Annotated in this window: 16 protein-coding genes; 11 read left to right on the plus strand and 5 right to left on the minus strand. The window is 59.8% G+C overall.

Going from position 1 to position 15,834, the window contains the following annotated elements; genetic code table 11:
- Positions 1-49: 49 nt before the first annotated feature.
- Together O8B93_RS06840 and O8B93_RS06845 are read right to left on the minus strand one after the other, a co-directional pair.
- Positions 50-1,030 carry an alpha/beta fold hydrolase gene (locus O8B93_RS06840; RefSeq protein ID WP_269709087.1) on the minus strand — a complete coding sequence of 327 codons (981 nt, stop codon included), beginning with the start codon at positions 1,028-1,030 and terminating at the stop codon, positions 50-52.
- Positions 1,031-1,049: 19 nt separating this feature from the next.
- The gene (locus tag O8B93_RS06845) at positions 1,050-1,568 is read right to left on the minus strand and encodes a Dps family protein (protein WP_269709088.1); all 519 of its coding nucleotides are present in this window, start codon (positions 1,566-1,568) and stop codon (positions 1,050-1,052) included.
- 411 nt (positions 1,569-1,979) lie between these two features.
- Between O8B93_RS06845 and O8B93_RS06850 the strand changes: the two genes are divergently transcribed.
- The 11 genes from O8B93_RS06850 to O8B93_RS06900 all read left to right on the plus strand — a co-directional run bounded on the left by O8B93_RS06850 (position 1,980) and on the right by O8B93_RS06900 (position 12,989).
- Positions 1,980-4,274, plus strand: coding sequence for an FdhF/YdeP family oxidoreductase (locus tag O8B93_RS06850; protein WP_269709089.1), 2,295 nt, complete (start codon positions 1,980-1,982; stop codon positions 4,272-4,274).
- 279 nt (positions 4,275-4,553) lie between these two features.
- A complete protein-coding gene (locus O8B93_RS06855; RefSeq protein ID WP_269709090.1) occupies positions 4,554-6,116 on the plus strand; it encodes a sensor histidine kinase in 1,563 nt (520 codons plus the stop codon).
- Positions 6,109-6,765 carry a response regulator transcription factor gene (locus O8B93_RS06860; protein WP_269709091.1) on the plus strand — a complete coding sequence of 219 codons (657 nt, stop codon included), beginning with the start codon at positions 6,109-6,111 and terminating at the stop codon, positions 6,763-6,765. The genes O8B93_RS06855 and O8B93_RS06860 overlap by 8 nt, the downstream gene beginning before the upstream one ends.
- A 64-nt stretch (positions 6,766-6,829) precedes the next feature.
- Positions 6,830-7,204 (plus strand): response regulator transcription factor, encoded by a 375-nt coding sequence (locus O8B93_RS06865; protein WP_006311406.1) that lies wholly within the window; start codon positions 6,830-6,832, stop codon positions 7,202-7,204.
- A 328-nt stretch (positions 7,205-7,532) separates the two neighbouring features.
- The gene (locus tag O8B93_RS06870; RefSeq protein ID WP_269709092.1) at positions 7,533-7,997 is read left to right on the plus strand and encodes a hypothetical protein; all 465 of its coding nucleotides are present in this window, start codon (positions 7,533-7,535) and stop codon (positions 7,995-7,997) included.
- 1 nt (position 7,998) lies between these two features.
- Positions 7,999-9,246 (plus strand): oxalate decarboxylase family bicupin, encoded by a 1,248-nt coding sequence (locus O8B93_RS06875; RefSeq protein WP_269709093.1) that lies wholly within the window; start codon positions 7,999-8,001, stop codon positions 9,244-9,246.
- A 111-nt stretch (positions 9,247-9,357) separates the two neighbouring features.
- Positions 9,358-10,470, plus strand: a complete 1,113-nt coding sequence (locus O8B93_RS06880) for an FAD binding domain-containing protein (protein WP_269709095.1) — start codon at positions 9,358-9,360, stop codon at positions 10,468-10,470.
- A gap of 92 nt (positions 10,471-10,562) precedes the next feature.
- Positions 10,563-11,372, plus strand: a complete 810-nt coding sequence (locus tag O8B93_RS06885) for a cyclase family protein (protein WP_269709096.1) — start codon at positions 10,563-10,565, stop codon at positions 11,370-11,372.
- A gap of 139 nt (positions 11,373-11,511) precedes the next feature.
- A complete protein-coding gene (locus O8B93_RS06890; protein WP_174012290.1) occupies positions 11,512-11,949 on the plus strand; it encodes a curlin in 438 nt (145 codons plus the stop codon).
- A gap of 60 nt (positions 11,950-12,009) precedes the next feature.
- Complete coding sequence (gene csgH, locus O8B93_RS06895) at positions 12,010-12,408, plus strand: curli-like amyloid fiber formation chaperone CsgH (RefSeq protein WP_269709097.1); 399 nt, start codon at positions 12,010-12,012, stop codon at positions 12,406-12,408.
- A gap of 167 nt (positions 12,409-12,575) precedes the next feature.
- Entirely contained in the window at positions 12,576-12,989 is a 414-nt protein-coding gene (locus tag O8B93_RS06900; RefSeq protein ID WP_269709099.1) for a curlin, read from the plus strand.
- Between the two features lie 77 nt (positions 12,990-13,066).
- Here O8B93_RS06900 and O8B93_RS06905 read toward each other — a convergent pair whose 3' ends face one another.
- The 3 genes from O8B93_RS06905 to O8B93_RS06915 all read right to left on the minus strand — a co-directional run bounded on the left by O8B93_RS06905 (position 13,067) and on the right by O8B93_RS06915 (position 15,812).
- Entirely contained in the window at positions 13,067-14,062 is a 996-nt protein-coding gene (locus O8B93_RS06905; RefSeq protein ID WP_269709100.1) for a hypothetical protein, read from the minus strand.
- 149 nt (positions 14,063-14,211) lie between these two features.
- The gene (locus O8B93_RS06910) at positions 14,212-15,081 is read right to left on the minus strand and encodes a D-psicose 3-epimerase (protein ID WP_269709101.1); all 870 of its coding nucleotides are present in this window, start codon (positions 15,079-15,081) and stop codon (positions 14,212-14,214) included.
- 65 nt (positions 15,082-15,146) lie between these two features.
- Positions 15,147-15,812 (minus strand): nucleoside triphosphate hydrolase, encoded by a 666-nt coding sequence (locus tag O8B93_RS06915; protein WP_269709103.1) that lies wholly within the window; start codon positions 15,810-15,812, stop codon positions 15,147-15,149.
- Positions 15,813-15,834 lie beyond the last annotated feature (22 nt).

Consider the following 15,834-nt stretch of genomic DNA (forward strand, 5'->3'; position numbering starts at 1 on the left):
GAGAAATTGGCCGCCAACCGCTTCTGCAGGTAGCGGCCGTTTTATGCGATCAGCCCTTCACGAAGGCCAGCAGATCGGGGTTGATGACGTCCGCATGGGTCGTCAGCATGCCATGCGGATAACCCTTGTAAACCTTCAGCGTGCCATTCTTCAGAAGTTTGACCGACAATTCGGCCGAATCTGCGATCGGCACGACCTGATCGTCATCGCCGTGGAGAACGAGCGTCGGCACCGTGATCGCCTTCAGGTCTTCCGTCTGATCGGTTTCCGAGAAGGCCTTGACCCCATCGTAATGGGCCTTGGCGCTGCCCATCATGCCCTGACGCCACCAGTTCTGGATGGCACCGGGATAGATTTTGGCATCCGGCCGGTTGAACCCGTAGAACGGACCAGTCGGCACGTCGAGGAAGAACTGCGCGCGGTTCTCGGCCACGCCCTTGCGGAAGCTGTCGAAGACTTCGATCGGCAGGCCGCCGGGATTGGAAGGCGTCTTCAGCATCAGCGGCGGCACGGCGGAGACGAGCACGGCCTTGGCAACGCGGCCCTGCGGCTGGCCGAATTTCGCGACATAGCGTGCCACTTCACCGCCGCCGGTCGAGTGGCCGATATGAACCGCATTTCTGAGATCGAGATGTTCGGCGACGGCGGACGCGTCGGCGGCATAATGATCCATGTCGTGGCCGTCGCTCACCTGCTGCGAACGGCCGTGGCCGCGGCGGTCATGCGCCACGACGCGGTAACCGTTCTGAACGAAGAACAGCATCTGCGCATCCCAGTCGTCGGAGGAGAGCGGCCAGCCGTGATGGAAGACGATCGGCTGGGCGTCCTTCGGGCCCCAGTCCTTGAAATAGATTTCGACGCCGTCCTTGGTCTTTACGAATGATTCGGTCATTGAAAATGTTCCTTCGTTGCGGGATGGGATAGATTTTGAAAATACTGTTGACGGCATGGCCATCGCAGTGGAAAGCGCGGCACCGGCCAGCAGGACATGCCTTCTGGAAATTGCGAGCTCGATCGGATTGTCGGTCATTTCGGTTTCCTGCCTGGCTTCAGCGTGCGCGGCGGGTGGTTTCGAACAGGAACCAGGTGCGGCGCTCCGTCTCGTCGATCCAGTTTTCGATCAGGCTGGTGGTGGCGTGGTCATTGAGGTCGGAGGTGAGGTTGTGCGTCTGCCGCAGGATGGCGGTCAGCTGCTTGTTGTCTTCGCGCAACTCGGCCAGCATGTCCTCCGGCGTGACGAAATCGGCGTCGTTGTCGAGGAGACGCTTGACGCGGGCAATATGACCGATGGAGCGGATGGTCGTACCGCCGATCTTGCGCGCCCTTTCGGCAATGTCGTCGGTCATTGCAAAGATCTGGGCGCCCTGTTCGTCGAGCAGCGTGTGATAATCGCGGAAATGCGGGCCGGAAACATGCCAGTGGAAGTTCTTGGTCTTGATGTAGAGCGTGAAGACGTCCGCCAGCAGCGCGGTCAGCGCAGCGGAGATTTCGCGGCTCGCTTCAGTGCCGAGATCGGTCGGCGTTGCGAGTGGAAGCTTGCGGTTTTTGGCAGCTGTGGTCGTGTCCATGATCGTTCTCCTTTGGCAATCGGCCGCTCGTTGTTGAGCGCCCCTGTTGCGGCTGTCTGATCGGCACCGAGAATAGGGAGAAGGATGGTTCGGGAGAAATCGGCTGCTGGTACAGTCCAGCCGATACCTAAGTGTAGTTTCGGCAAGGCCAAGCCTGCGATAGTTTCTGCCTGTCGCCCCGCCCCAGGGCGATTGGCTCGCAGAAGCCAGAAACTCCGGCGTCCCCTCCCCGGAGCCGCGGATCTCCCTCCCGATCCGCCAAGGTCGCCCCCCCGCCGCAGGAGGCGGCCTTTTTTTTCATTTTGGCCGTGGGAACGCAGGCAACCTATGCCTGAGTATTATGTTTACCCCTTCGCAGTTGCTTTAGCGTCATGACTATCGTCAATCCGCACAATCGAAGGAACCTCTGAGATGGCAGAAGAACGGCCGGAAGGTATTGAAAAATACAACCACCCAGCCGGTGGCTGGGATGCATTGAAGGCCGTCGCGAAGACGCTCTCGCATCAGCAGATCATCGCGCAGGGCACCATGACGCTGCTCAAGGCCAATCAGCCCGAGGGTTTCGACTGTCCCGGCTGTGCCTGGCCCGATCCCAAACACACCTCATCCTTCGAGTTCTGCGAAAACGGCGCCAAGGCCATCACCTGGGAATCGACCGCGAAACGATCCGGACCGGAGTTTTTCGCCCAGCATACGGTTTCCGACCTGTGGCAATGGACGGATCACAAGCTCGAGGATGCCGGCCGGCTGACCCTTCCCCTGCATTACAATGCCGACAGCGATCGTTACGAGCCAATCGCCTGGGACGATGCCTTTCATCTGATCGCACAGGAACTGAACAAGCTCGATGATCCCGACAAGGCCGAATTCTACACCTCCGGCCGGGCATCCAACGAGGCTGCGTTTCTCTATCAGCTTTTCGTGCGCGCCTATGGGACGAACAATTTCCCTGATTGTTCCAACATGTGCCACGAGGCCACCAGCGTTGGCCTTCCGAAGTCCATCGGCGTCGGCAAAGGTACGGTGACGCTGGAAGATTTCGATCATGCCGATGCGATCTTCAGCTTCGGCCACAATCCCGGCACCAACCATCCCCGGATGATGACGACGCTGCACAATGCCGCCAAGCGCGGCGTCCCGATCGTCGTCTTCAATCCGCTGAAGGAACGGGCGCTGGAACGCTTCGCCGCACCACAGGACCCGATCGAAATGGCAACGCTGTCCTCGACACCCATCGCCTCCGCCTATCATCAGCTCCGCACCGGCGGTGATCTTGCCGCCCTCAAGGGCATCATGAAGGCGGTGTTCGAACTGGATGCAGAAAGCCTGAAGAAGGGTGGCGCCGGCGTGCTCGACCGAGCCTTCATCGAGGAGCACACGGCCGGCCTCGATGCGCTGCGCGCCGACATCGAGGCGACCTCCTGGGACATCATCTCATCTGTCAGCGGACTGACGAAAGAGGCGCTTGAAAGCGCTGCCCGAATTTATGTGAAAGCCTCGAACGTCATCATCTGTTACGGCATGGGCATCACGCAGCACGCCAAGGGCACCGGCAATGTGCAGCAGATCGCAAACCTGCTGCTGCTGCGCGGCAATATGGGCCGCCCGGGCGCTGGCATAGCGCCCATTCGCGGCCATTCCAACGTGCAGGGAGACCGCACCGTCGGCATTACCGAAATCCCGAACAAATCGCTGCTGGATGGCATGGAGCGCGCTTTCGGTTTTCGGCCGCCTGCGGAAAAGGGGCATAATGCCATCGAAGCCATCGAGGCGATCATTGCCGGGAAATCCCGGGCGCTCATCTGCCTTGGCGGAAATCTCGCCGTCGCCATGTCGGATACGGCCGCGACCTTCGAGGGCATGCGCAAACTCGATCTCGCCGTTCACATCGCGACGAAGCTCAACCGCTCGCATCTTCTGACGGCTAAAACATCGCTGATCCTGCCCTGCTTCGGACGCACCGATCTCGATACACAGGCCTCAGGCCCGCAGGCCGTGACCGTCGAAGATTCGATGTCGATGGTGCATGCCTCGCGCGGTTTCCTCAACCCACCGGGAGAGCTTGTAAGATCGGAGCCGGCCATCATCGCCGGCATTGCCAAGGCCACCATCGGCAACCGTTACGGAATTGACTGGGACTGGCTGATCGCCGATTACGACCGCGTCCGGGACAAGATCGAAGAGGTTTTTCCCGATTTCAGGGATTTCAACAGCCGGGTCCGCATGAAGGGTGGCTTTCGCCTCGATGTCGCAGCGTCCTATCGTCGCTGGAATACGGAAAGCGGCAAGGCCAATTTCCTCGTCGCCACGGGGCTTGAGGAAGATCCGCTCATCTCCAACCCGGACGCCCTCGTCCTGACCACCATCCGCAGCCACGACCAGTACAATACTACGATCTATGGCATGGATGACCGTTATCGCGGCGTCTTCGGGCGCAGGGACATTATCTTCATGAACCGGCACGACCTTGCCGAACGCGGTCTGAAGGACGGCGACCGCATCGACATTCACGGCATCGGCGCAGAAAGCGCGGATAGACACCTCGTGCAGGGTTTTACCGCCGTCGAATACAATATCCCAAAGGGTTCGGCGGCCGGTTATTATCCGGAGATGAATGCGGTGGTTGCACTTGGCCACTATGATCGCTTGTCCGGAACGCCCTCCTACAAGGGTGTTCCGATCACCATAAGCCCGGCGGCGATCTGACGAGTGCGAGACAGGCGCGCAAGACAGCGGTCGTTGCGCGCTTTTCTTTCCGCTGCCCCGTGTCAAGTTCACGGAAACCCCACCACCGGCCATCTTGCATGGCCTGTGGATGACCGGCCGTATATGCGGATTTTTCGATATATCGCCGCACCGTTTTCCCGCTATCCTGATGTTTCGACGACGGGGGCAACCAAGACCTATGTATAGGTCAGGTTGTGCTGAAAAAACCGTATTGTCTGCAAAAATCGCATCGGGGGAACAATGTCGATTGCGTCAAGGATGTTTCGTGCTCGCGAGCCGGAAGGCGGAACGCACCATCTGGCCTTTGGTCTTGGGGCGCTGGCGCTGGCGGCCGCGGTATTTTATGTCGATACCTATACCGACATAGAAGGCGCGATCGCGGTGCTCTATGTGATCACGATCCTTTTGGCCGCCCAGGCGATAACCCGGTCCGGACTGATAGCGATCTCCTGTATCTGCGCTATTCTTTCCCTGTTGTCCTATGCGGCAACGCATGCAGAGGACGCGGATTTCCAGTCGGCCCTTCGATTGGTCGTCGCCCTTGCAGCACTTGCCGTCACGACCATGCTGCTTCTGAAAACGGAAACCGCCCGGCTGGCGATGTTGTCCGTCAACGCGGCACTGAAGGAAAGCGAGGAGCGCTATCGCTCCATTTTCGACCGCACGCGCGTGGCGCTCTGGGAGCGTGACTATTCGAAGCTTCATGCTTTGCTGATGGGCCTCAGGCAGCAGGGGATTACCGACATGCGCGCCCATGCACGCGCCAATCCGGGTTTCACGCAACAATGTATCGATCTCATCACGGTCGTTGCTTCGAACCAAGCCGGTAAGGAAATGCTGGGCTACGACTCCTCGATTCGCGGCACCCTTCAACAATCGGTCGTTTCATCCTCCAGCAAGTTCGCTGACGTGTTGCAGGCAATCATCGACAACCGGCGTGTCTTCGAAGACAAAGTGGTTGTGCGCACCGACAGCGGCGAAGACAAGCTTGTGCTGCTTTCCATCAGTTTCCCCGCGGAGGCGACCTCCTTCAACCGGGTGGTGGTCAGCATGGTGGATATCACCCAACGGGAGATGGAGCTGAAGGCGCTGGCGGAAGCACAGGCGGAGCTGACGAAGGCCTCCAAGGCGGCAGCTGTCGGTGCCATGTCCGCATCGCTCTCCCACGAATTGAACCAGCCGCTCGGTGCCATCATCGTCAATGCGCAGACATTGTTGCGCTGGCTCGATCGCGATCCGCCGGATCTCGCCGCCGCCCGCCGCTCGGCCGAACGCATGATCCGCGATGGCGAGCGCGCCAGTGATATCATCCAGAACACACGCAGCCTGCTCGCCCATACGAGCGGCAAGGTGGAAACCTTCGACCTCGATGAGTTCATCGATGAAACGCTCAGCCTTCTCGAACATGAACTGGAGCGCAGCGGCACCACGGTCCACGTGGAAAATGAGGCCACGCCGCCGATAACGGCCGTCAGGATCGAGTTGCAGCAGGTTCTCATCAACCTCCTCACCAATGCCATCCAGGCCATGGACGAGGCGGGTACAGGCAATCGCACCATCACGGTGCGGAAAGAGCGCGAAGACGGGGATAATATTCAGATCGCGGTTGAGGATAGTGGCCCCGGCTTTCCCGCGCAGATGAAAGACAAGCTGTTTTCGCCGTTTTTCACGACGAAGGAGACGGGAATGGGCATGGGGCTTTCCATTTGCCGCACGACATTGGAAGCCCGCGGCGGCAGGCTTACCGGTGACAATCATCCTCTCGGCGGGGCGGTCTTTACCATTTCCATGCCGATCAGCCAGGAGATGGAACATGCCTGAGCCACGCAAGACCATGAAGGAGCCGCCCTCACCCGTCGTTTTCATCGTCGATGACGATGTGTCGATGCGGGAGGCGCTTACCGATCTTTTCCACTCCATGAAGTTTGATGCCGAAGCTTTCGACAGCGCCGCCGCTTTCCTCGAAAAAGCCAATCTGAACCGGCATGGCTGCCTGCTGCTGGATGTGCGGCTTCCAGGTATAAGCGGCCTTGATTTCCAGATGCAGCTGGAACGCGTCGGCAACAGGATGCCGATCATTTTCATGACCGGCTTCGGCGATATTCCGATGAGCGTGCGGGCGATGAAGGCGGGAGCCGTGGATTTTCTGACCAAGCCCTTCAAGGAACAGGACATTCTGGATGCCGTCGCGGCAGCGATGGAACGGGACGCGTCACGCCGCCGCGAAAGTGCCCAGAACGAGGCCGTCACCTCCCTTGCCGAGCAACTGACGCCAAGGGAGCGTGAGGTCATGGGCGCCGTTGTCCGCGGCCTGATGAACAAACAGATCGCCTACGAACTCGGTATCAGCGAGGTCACCGTGAAATTGCACCGGGGCAATGTCATGCGCAAAATGGAGGCAAGATCGGTGGCCGACCTCGTGCGGAAGGCGGAACTGATCGGCGAGAAGCTGCGACCACCTGTATCTTAGTATGGTATCTTTCAAACGGGCCTGAGCGCATAGAGAAACAAAGAAACAGAAAAGGTCGCTCTCATTGCCCCCCGTTCCCGTCATTGCCGTCGTCGACGACGATCCCGCTATCCGCGAAGCCATGGATGATCTCATCATGTCCTTCGGTTACGAATGCCGCCTGTTCGCATCTGCCGAGCATTTTCTGGAGTCGCAGCAGCAGGCGGGCATCGACTGCATCGTCGTGGATGTGAAAATGCCCGGTCTGTCCGGCATCGAGTTGCAGAGCGAGCTGAACCGGCGCGGCAGCCATCCGCCGATGATCTTCGTGACCTCCTACGAGGATGAGCGCACCCGGAATGCGGCCCTGAGCGGCGGCGCTTTGGCCTTTCTTCGCAAGCCGGTCAATATCGGCAATCTGATCGGATGCCTGGAATCCGTTCTCGGCCAGCGGCCCTGACCGCAGCGTGACGCTCGGCCATCTGGCAATCGAGCAACCACCGCCTTTCACAGACTGCGCAGACAGCCTTCCATCGCGCTGACCGCCGCCTATTCCCGTGAATATCCGCCGTTATTTCATGCCCCGACGCCATGTCGTCCGGGCACGCATTGCCGTTGAGCGCATCATTTCCGGCGCGCATGTCCTGCCGCCAACACCTTCCGCTATACGAACTAGACCTCTGTATAGATGCCGGCGCTTCCACCTCGCCGTAGCCTTTGTTCCAGTCAAGCGCCTCCCTTCCGGACGGTCCTTGCGACACCATCACTCTTTTTTTGTGGAGCAGGGCATGACCTCCATCAGTCAGAATGCAGACGAGCGCAGACCTCGTCATCTCAAAGTCACGGCGGTGTTGGCATTGGGTGCGATTGCAGTGCTCGGTGGCAATGCTCTCCTGATCAGGAATACCGAACCCGCGCTTGCGGCCTCCGAAGACGTCGCATCGGCCAGCGCCTTCCGCATCCTCACACCGCAGACGATCGACAGGCTGGCCGGACTTTCCGCACCTGTGGCGGCCGGCGGCGATGCGGCCGAAGGCGTGGCTGTTCCGGCCTTGGGCAAGACGTCCTGCGTCGCCACCCGTGCCGCCCGGAAAACGGACCGGCATGACGCGCTCGATCCCAAAGCCTTCTGCCAGCTGCAGCACCGCCTCTTTAATGCCGAGCTGATCGACCGCATCGCCGTGCTCCAGCTCGCATCACAACCCCGCTTTATCGACACCTCGTCCCAACTCGCCATGAACAAGGAGTTCTGAAATGGAAACGTTGACCAGACGCGCAGTCCTCGCAATCGGCGCCGTCGGCGGCACCGCCCTTGCTGCCAGCACGGCCGGAGCAGCATCTTTCGGCAATCCCGATCAGCCAGCCGAAGGAGCAATCAATGCCAATGCCGCAGGGCTCAGCGACCCCGGCCCGAAGAACCCCGCGATCAACGACCAGTTTCCATCCTTCCAGAGCCCGCCGGCGACCGATGTCGGCGACATGCAGCTTTTCTGGGCGTCGTTCAACAATGCCGCCAAACGTATCCAGAACGGCGGCTGGGCCCGTCAGGTGACCAAGTCGGACTTCGCGATTTCGGATGCCGTCTCCGGCGTCAACATGCGGCTGGGACCGGGCGGCATTCGTGAGATGCACTGGCACCGGGCCGCCGAATGGGCGATCATGACCAATGGCCATTGCCGCATCACCGTGCTCGATCCGCAGGGTCGCGCCTATGTGCAGGATGTAGAGGCCGGTGATCTCTGGTATTTTCCGGCCGGTTATCCCCATTCGCTGCAGGGCCTTGGTCCCGACGGGTGCGAATTCGTCATCGTGTTCGACGAAGGCGACCAGTCCGAATATGGCACCCTGCTGTTGACCGACTGGCTGGCGCATACCTCCCCCGACCTGCTGGCCAAGAATTTTGGCGTCGCACAGGATGTGTTCCGCAACATTCCGTTGCAGAACCTCTGGATATTCCAGGGCAAGGAGCCGGGTCCACTCTCTAAGGATCAGGAAGCCGTTGCCGGTGCCGGTCTTCCGCCTTTTCCCTTCACCTATAAACTTGCGGCATCAAAACCGCTGAAGGAAAATGCCGCCGGCGTCATTCGCCTTGCGGACAGCAGCGCCTTTACCGTGTCCAAAACCATTGCCGCCGCCATTGAAACGATCAAGCCGGGCGGCGTGCGCGAAATGCACTGGCATCCCAATGCTGACGAATGGCAATACTGGATCAAGGGTGAAGGCCGGATGACCGTGTTCGACGCGGGCCCACGCAGCCAGACCGCCGATTTCCGCGCCGGCGATATTGGCTACGTGAAAAGAAGCCAGGGCCACATCATCGAAAATACCGGAAAGACCGATCTGCAATTCGTCGCGGTCTTCAAGGCTGCGGAATACCAGGAGGTCAGCCTGTCGTCCTGGCTGACGCACACCCCGCCGGCGCTGGTCGCCCAGCACCTGAATGTCAGCATCGAGGATGTGGCGAAATTTCCCGCCAACCAGCCGGCGATCATGCCGGGCTGAATATTTTGTTCCTCTATTGACCGGCGTTTCGGCACGTCCAATCCGCCGGTCTTTCCTCACCCCAACAATGCTCCTCGCGGCAATACCCATATCGAAAGGCAGGAACGGGCCATGAAACCATTGACAATCCGCATCGCCGGCGGCTCGCTTGCCGGTCTCTTCACGGCGATACTGCTTCAGGAGGACGGGCATGATGTGAGAGTTTACGAACGCTCATCGTCCGGGCTCGCCGGGCGCGGCGCGGGACTGGTGCCGCAGCAGGACCTGTTCGAGGTTCTCGGTCAGATCGGCTGCGAAGACGTCGCCCATGTTGGTGTGGTCGCCAAGGAACGCATCTATCTCGATGCCGGTGGCCGCGTCGCCCAGCGCCAAAACACGCCGCAGATGCAGGTTTCCTGGGACTACCTCTTTGAGCGCGTATCCTCCCGTCTCCTGGCGGACACCTATCGTCTCGGACACCATGTCGAAGCGGTTCGGGAAGCCCCGGAGGGAGTTTCGTTGTCCTTGGCCGATGGCACGGAGGAGCGCGCTGATCTGGTGATCGGCGCGGATGGTCTGGGTTCGGCAATCCGCAACGCCGTCAACCGCCGCTCGGAAAACACCTATGCGGGTTATGTCGCCTGGCGCGGGCTGGTCCCTGAAACAAACCTGCCTACCGATGCGGCCCTGCTGCTGGACCGCTTCGCTTTCTACATCGCGCCGGGAATTCACTTTCTGGGTTATCTGGTGCCCGGGCCCCGAGGCGAGACACAGCCGGGACAACGCCGCTATAACTGGGTCTGGTATCGTCCGACAACGGCGGAAGAGCTTGCCCGAACCTTCACCGGCCGCGACGGCAGGCATTTCGAACATTCCTTGCCCCGCGGCGAACTGTCCGGGAGCCGCCGCGCGCAACTGCGCGAAGACGCCTTTTCGTTTCTGCCGCCGCAATTGGCGCTCGCGGTGGAAGCGGAGGAAACCCCATCCATCCAGGGAATCTTCGACTATGAGGCTGAACAGATGGTTTCGCAGCGCGTCGCACTGGTTGGAGATGCTGCCTTTGTTGTCCGTCCTCACACCGCAATGGGCGTTTCCAAGGCCGCAGGCGACGCAATGGCACTACGCGATGCCCTGCGGCAAACGGACGATCTACCCGCGGCCCTTGCACGATATCAGAGAGCCCGCCTGGCGGTGGGCAAGTCCATTGCCGCCTATGGGCGCCGCCTTGCCGAAACCGCGATGTAAACACGGGTCAAAAATCAGCAACGCTGCCGCCTTGCGTCACTCCACCTTTGCGCTACGCTTGCGCAGGGAATTCTCAATGGAGGGACTGAGGCATGTGCAATATCTGCGTGATCGAGAACGTGAAACGAAACATGCTGTCACGACGCCTGCTGTTCAAGGGCGCCGTGGCCGGGGTAACGGCAATGGCGGCGGGCAGCCTGGCGGCCCCGGTACTGGCGCAATCACCCAGACAGGTCATCGATCTCACCCATAGCTACGATTCCACATTTCCCACATTCGATGGCAAACCGGGCATAGAATTTGAGTGGGCAGCCGAGATTGCCAAAGACGGCTATCAGCTCCACAAGCTGACGATCTACGAACATACCGGCACGCATATCGATGCACCGTTCCACTTCAGTGCCAACGGCGCGAGCGTCGACCAGCTGGAACCGCAGAAACTCGTCGCACCGCTGGTCATCATCGACATCACCGACCGCGCGAAAGAGGATGCCAACTCCACCGTCGAGGCCGAAGACATCAAGCGCTGGATATCCGCGAATGGCGACATACCGGCAGGTGCGATCGTGGCTTTGCGCTCCGGCTGGGCAACGAAGGTGAAGAGCCCCTCATTCCGCAATGACGACGCCGGAAAATTCGCCTTCCCCGGTTTCGGCAAATCCGCGACCGACCTGCTGCTCGAGCGTGACACGGTGGCCATCGGCGTCGACACGCTGTCGCTGGACCCGGGCGATTCGGCAGATTTTGCCGTTCACAATTCGTGGCTTCCGGCGGGGCGTTATGGGATCGAAGGCCTGAACAACCTCGAGGCGCTGCCGATCAAGGGCGCGACCATAATCGTCGGTGCACCGAAGCATAGTGGCGGAACGGGTGGGCCGGCCCGTATTCTGGCCCTGGTCTGAGACCGGCGCGCCGGATAAGAGCAACCTGCCGCTGCCGGCGCATGAACTCTGACTGAATAGTCTCTTCAGCTTCCGTTCCGATGGGATCGTCTAGAACAAAGACGTTCAACCGCGGTCCCATCCGCCTGAGGAGACAGTCATGATCCGGAAGTCTTTCATCGCAAGTGCACTCGTTGCTCTCGTTGGCCTCTCGGCTAGCGCACCCGCCATGGCCAATGATGTGCGCATCGAACAATATGGCTGGTCCAACTCTGCCGGCGGCGCGCAGGAAGGGTATGGCAACCGTATCCGCACCTACCAGAACGGCGGTTACAACCGGATCGTCGGCCACCAGTATGGTCGTCACAACCTTTCGGCCGTCGGTCAGGAAGGGCATGACAATTACGGTTCCACCACTCAGAACGGCAACCGCAACGTGGCCGGCATCGGCCAGTTCGGCTCCAATCACACCACCATCCTGACGCAGGACGGCAATGGCAATATCGCCGCCGGTGTGCAGGTCGGCCGCGGTTGCAGCGCCAATGTCAGTCAGGGCGGCAACGACAATGTCGCGGCCTTCGTGCAGGCCTGCCCGTAACGACATTGTCACGGCGTGAAATGATCGAAATCGACCACCAGATCATCAGGGAGACGTGCCATGCCCCATAATGTCAGACACCCGCGCCGCCTGGCGGCAATCCTTGCTCTGGCCCTGCTTCCTGTCGGCGCCGTTGCCGCCATATCGACAGCAAAGGAACCGGCAGATGGGCGGCTCTGCGAGATCAAGGCAACACCGCAAGCGGGTATGGTGAGACTGGAGGCCGTCACCAAGGGTGATACCGGTGCCGGCGGGACTTACGCCTTTCACGTCGAAAAATCAGGCGGCAGCGGCAGCTCCGTCATCAACCAGGGTGGCGACTTCAACGCCGCTGCCGGACGGTCACAACTGCTGAGCTCGGTGACGCTCGATGCGAAGGGAGCCCGCTACAAGGCGGTGCTCGATCTCGTGATCGACGGGAAGAGCTTCAGTTGCACGAAGCAGATTAGCGGCGATTAAGTCGCCACACGCTGTAAATTACCATCTGAGAGGGCGCCGGTTCAGGCGCCCTTTTCTTTTGCGTGCCCCGAGTGACTGAACGCGATGTGAATGGGTAATTCCGGTCGGGTTCAGTTGCGGAATGCGATTATGGATCATCGGCAAGGCGCTGACAGATGGAGAAAAGAATGGCCCGCAACATATTGAAACTTCTCACCGTCACCCTGCTTGTCGGCGGCCTGACGCCGCTCGGATTTGCAGCACCTGCCCATGCCGGCGGCCGCATCTCCTTCGATCTCGCACCCGGCAATAATGCCGATGGCGACCTGCTTTCGACCGGGCTGCGCGCCTATTCGCTTTACCGCAATTTCAAGGATGCCGACATAAAGCAGCTCGGTCGCGGCAATGCGGCGGGCATCGCCCAGAATGGCGGCGGCAATCTCGGCTTCATCCGGCAACGCGGCAACGGCCATTCCGCGACGCTGCAGCAGAATGGCAACAACAATGCCTATGGCATTTTCCAGTATGGGCGCAACACGGACACCAATGTGGTGCAGGATGGCGACAATGGCAGTGGCCTGACCTTCAGTTACGGCTGGTAGGGCAATTGCCGGACAGCCATAACGCGGGCACCTCACCTCACCTCACCTCACCTCACCTCACCTCACCGCAGCTCGGCTCAGTTCGTAAGAACGGCCAGAAGCTTTCCGTCTCTGCCCTGCACGATATCCTGTGCCGGAACCGGTGGCGCATCGGATGCAGGCAGAGGCGGAGCTATCAGCCACGCCCCGGGATAGTCATTGCGAAGATGGCGGGGATTATAACGAATATTGCTACCGGCGGCATGGTGATACGCTCCAAGCGTTGCGTCTTTTGACAGGACGCCTCTTCTAACCTCGTGGAGTTTTCGCTCGCCATCAAGGGCAAGCGTTGCCTCCGAAAGATCGAAATTATCGATCCGGACGCTCTGGCCTTCCGGCGTATCAATAACCCATCTGTCTGAATCGACGAAACCGTCGGTATAGACATTGCCGGTGGAGGACCGCAGGAACGTGCCTTTCGGCAAGGCAATGCCGTCAACGACATTGCCATCGGCGAGAATGCATGTGCTGAAGGCGGATGTGCCGCCATCGGGCTTCAGGTCGAATTGCACAGGCTGTGTCGCGTCACAACGCCAGCCGCTCTGGCTGGTCACGCCCCTGCCGGTTATCCGCATATTGTCAGGGGTAAAGCCGATCGTCTCGTAATTCTCGTTGGTTTTGATCGAGATATAACGGGCGATCTCCACGGCATCGATACCAGCGACGGGCACGGGATGCGGAAACACGGCGCGATTGAAGGATTCCGATGTATCTGCAACCGACAATTCGAGTTTCGTGCCCTTGGGCATATCGATCTGGCCAAGGCGCGTCGGCTCCGAGAGTTCCGGGCTGTAGCGCACCGCCCTCTCTTTGTCATAGGCCTGCATCTGGAGATAAAAATCGCCGATCTGCCACAGGGTGAAAACTGCGACAGCGGTCACCACCCCATAGGGCAGGATCATCGGCCGCTTCCAGCGTCCCGCCGCATATCGAAGGACAAGCCCCAGTGTCCAGACGACCCAGACGAAGGTCGTGACGAGAAGGAAGGCAAGGAGAAGCAGCGCTTCGACGGATGGCAGTGCGACAGGGATCATGAAACCAGCGGCCTTGGGCGGATCGTCTTGATCCTGAAGAGACACTGGAGCTTTAGCCGCAAGCGATGACCAGTTCAACTCGCAGATGATGGCAGTGCCGAACCGGGCGACGGCAGATGGCGGCCGCCCGGTGAGGATATTATCGCAAATCAGCCACCGAGGACGAAGCGGGAGAATGCCAGCGCATTACGGGCATCTTCATCCATTTTCGCGATGTCTGCGCCGCCGCTCAGGTCGCGCCACACCTTGATATCCGACCCGATGGTGCCGCCTGTCTTGACGAAAGGCTCCATGACGACTGCGCCGGTGTAGTTGATATCACGCAGCGCAAGGCCGATTTCGTGCCACGGCATCCTGCCCTTGCCCGGTACGCGGCGATTGCTTTCACCGGTATGGAAATGCCCCAGAAGCGGGCCGGCCGTGCGGATGGCGTCGCCGAAACTGTCTTCCTCGATGTTCATGTGGAAGGTATCCAGCATGACCTTCACATTGTTCTTGCCGACATCCTTCACGAAAGCGACGCCTTCGGCCGCCGTATTGAGGACATGGTTTTCAAAGCGGTTGAGGACTTCGATGCACAGATTGATACCGAGATCATTGGCGAAATCGGCAATGCCGTTGATACCCTCGACGCCGCGCGCATAATCGCCTGCCTTGTCGACGGGCTGCGAATAATCAATTGGCCAATAGGAATGCAGAGCACCGCCGATAGTGTGGATGTCGAGCTTGGCGACATTGGAAAGGGTCCGTTCAAAAAACGCCTTGCCGGCCGCACGCACCGCAGCATCTTCCGACGACAGGTTCTTCGTTTTCGATGGACCGATGCCGGCAGTGAGGATGATGCCGTTATCCTTCGCGCTCTGCCTGATGGTCGCGAGTTCGGCGTCGCTATATTCGTTGATGTGGTGTGCGGCGACTTCGATGATGTCGAAACCGAGCTTGGCGACCTTCTCGATATAGGGACCGAACTTGGCGCTCCACTCATGTTCCCAGTAAGAATAATAGATGCCGTGTTTCATGGGGGTCTCTTTCGTTTTCTGTTTCGCTTGACTTTGAATAGGGAGGCGCAGTGGTTCAGGCGGGCTCAGGACGCGGTGCTTTTCCCCGGGTTTCTGATGCGAAGATCAGGCTCCGCGCTTGTGGAGGTAATGAAGCGGCCATTGGGAAGATCGTTCTCCTCCACCTTCCTGATGATCTCCTCCTCGCCGAGACCGAAGCTCCGCCAGCGGTCCCGCAGCCGCGCACGCAGATCGTCCTCGTCGACGTCGACGAAGACAGTGAGATCAAAAATCGGTTTCAGACGATCCCATGGCGTCTCTCTGGCGAGGAGATAATTGCCCTCGCAGACGATGATATCGACGGATTGCGGGACCAGCCGCCCGCCGGCGCGGGCGATCTCGATGGCGCGATCAAAGACCGGCACGGCAACGACATCGTCCTGATTGGCTTTCAGACGCTCCAGCATATGGCGCAGTCCGTGGGCGTCAAAGGTATCGATGGCACCCTTGAAGGCACGCCGGTTCATCGCCTCAAGCACGGCATCGTCATAGTGAAAGCCATCCATCGGAAACAGCGCAGCGGACACGCCTTTGCCTGCGTTCAGGGCATCAACCACACATTCGGCAAGAGTTGATTTTCCCGATCCGGGGGCGCCGGCAATGGCAATCATCACGCGCCGGCCATTCGAGCCCGCAAAACACTTCAGCGCGAGGCCTGCAATTTCACCGGCATTATCGTCAATTTTACTCAAGGTGCTCCTCGCCTCGAAAAGT

It is taken from the genome of Martinezella rhizogenes (assembly GCF_027460065.1).
Classification (GTDB): Bacteria; Pseudomonadota; Alphaproteobacteria; order Rhizobiales; family Rhizobiaceae; genus Agrobacterium; species Agrobacterium rhizogenes_C.